The organism is Nocardioides sp. AN3 (assembly GCF_054653495.1).
In genome coordinates this window covers 1-1,419 of record NZ_BAAIGC010000079.1, presented here as the reverse complement: position 1 = coordinate 1,419, position 1,419 = coordinate 1, and the positions used below count along the sequence as shown (strand labels likewise).

1 protein-coding gene is annotated in these 1,419 nt (G+C 68.4%); it reads right to left on the bottom strand.

Annotated features, from left to right (window positions below):
• Window positions 1–16: 16 nt before the first annotated feature.
• Window positions 17–1,234 carry an NAD(P)/FAD-dependent oxidoreductase gene (locus tag ACYQ1K_RS27860; protein WP_459986884.1) on the bottom strand — a complete coding sequence of 406 codons (1,218 nt, stop codon included), beginning with the start codon at window positions 1,232–1,234 and terminating at the stop codon, window positions 17–19.
• Window positions 1,235–1,419 lie beyond the last annotated feature (185 nt).

Here is a 1,419-nt window from a genome sequence, read left to right as displayed (position 1 = left end):
TCGAAATGAGTTTGCGTCAGCTGCGGTTCATGGTCTTGATCAGCGTCTTGAGATCGGTGGCGTCATCGGCGAGGTCCGGGCGATGCGCTCCGGCTGGACGTTGGAGGAGACGTCGCGCGGTGGCGACGTCGCGCGCGCGGTCGAGGCCGCAGATCGCGACGACGGTGTTGTCGCGAAGCCAGAAGCCCAGGTACGACCGGGGCGTGGCGTCCGGGCGCAGGATGAACTCGTCGTCGGCGCAGGGGCGCCCGAACATCTGGAAGGTCAGCCCGAACTGGTCGGACCATACGTAGGGCGGTTCCGTGAGGGCGTTCGCCTGTCCGACCATCGTCGCGCCGACGGCGGCACCATGCTTGAGGGCGACGTCCCAGTGCTCGATGCGCGCGCGGCCGTCCACGAGGTGCGGATGGGGCTGGCTCGCGACGTCTCCTGCGGCGTAGACCCAGGGGACGTTGGTGCGCCCGAACGGATCGACGACGATGCCGTGGCGGTCGGTCTCGACCCCGAGCGTCCGGGCGAGCTCGGTCCGTGGCTCGACGCCGATGCCGACGACGACGGTGGCGGCGGGGATGCGCGTGTCGTCGTCGAGGTCGACGTGGGTGACATGCGTGCTGCCCGCGATGCGCCGTACCGACCGGCCCAGGACGAACTGGACCCCGTTCTCCTCGTGCAGCAGCCGGGCACGCCGGCCGATCTCCTCGTGAAGAGAGGGGAGCGGGCGATCGGAGATCTCGACGACGGTGACATCCAGCCCGTGGTCGCGGGCGACCGCGGCGATCTCGAGCCCGATGAATCCGCCGCCGACGACGACGAAGGGGCCGCCCGCAGCGAGCCGATCGGCCAGGCGGCCGGCATCGGCGGCATCGCGGAGCACCAGCACATGGTCGAGATCTGCACCGGCGACGTTCATTCGTCGTGCTGCGACGCCCGTGGTCAGGAGGAGGTTGCTCGCGATCACGGAGGTGCCGTCGCCGAGGGCGAGTGTCCGGTCGATGGGGTTCGCATCGGTGACGCCGACGCCGAGCCGCAGGTCGAGGTCGAGGTGCTTCAGCTGCTCGGCGCTCACGATCGGACGGAGGGTCCGGTCGCCCAGCTTCGACAGGGGCGGGCGCTCGTAGGGCTCGTGCGGATCACGATCGATCACGGTGATCAGGCCGTCGTACCCGTGAGAACGCATGCCGATCGCGGCGGAGATGCCGGCCGCGCCGGCTCCCACGATGACGTTGTGCTGCATGTCGTTCCCTCGCTTCTCCAACAATCTGCCGATCATTGTTGCATCTGAGATACGGTATCTGACATCTTGAGTGTTCCTCACAGTGGAACGAGATGGGCGAGTGGAAGGGGCGGGTCACGTGGATCTCCAGAAGGCCAAGAACGCAGGGTCCGGTGCGCGCCATGACACGTCCGCAGGCAAGGCGC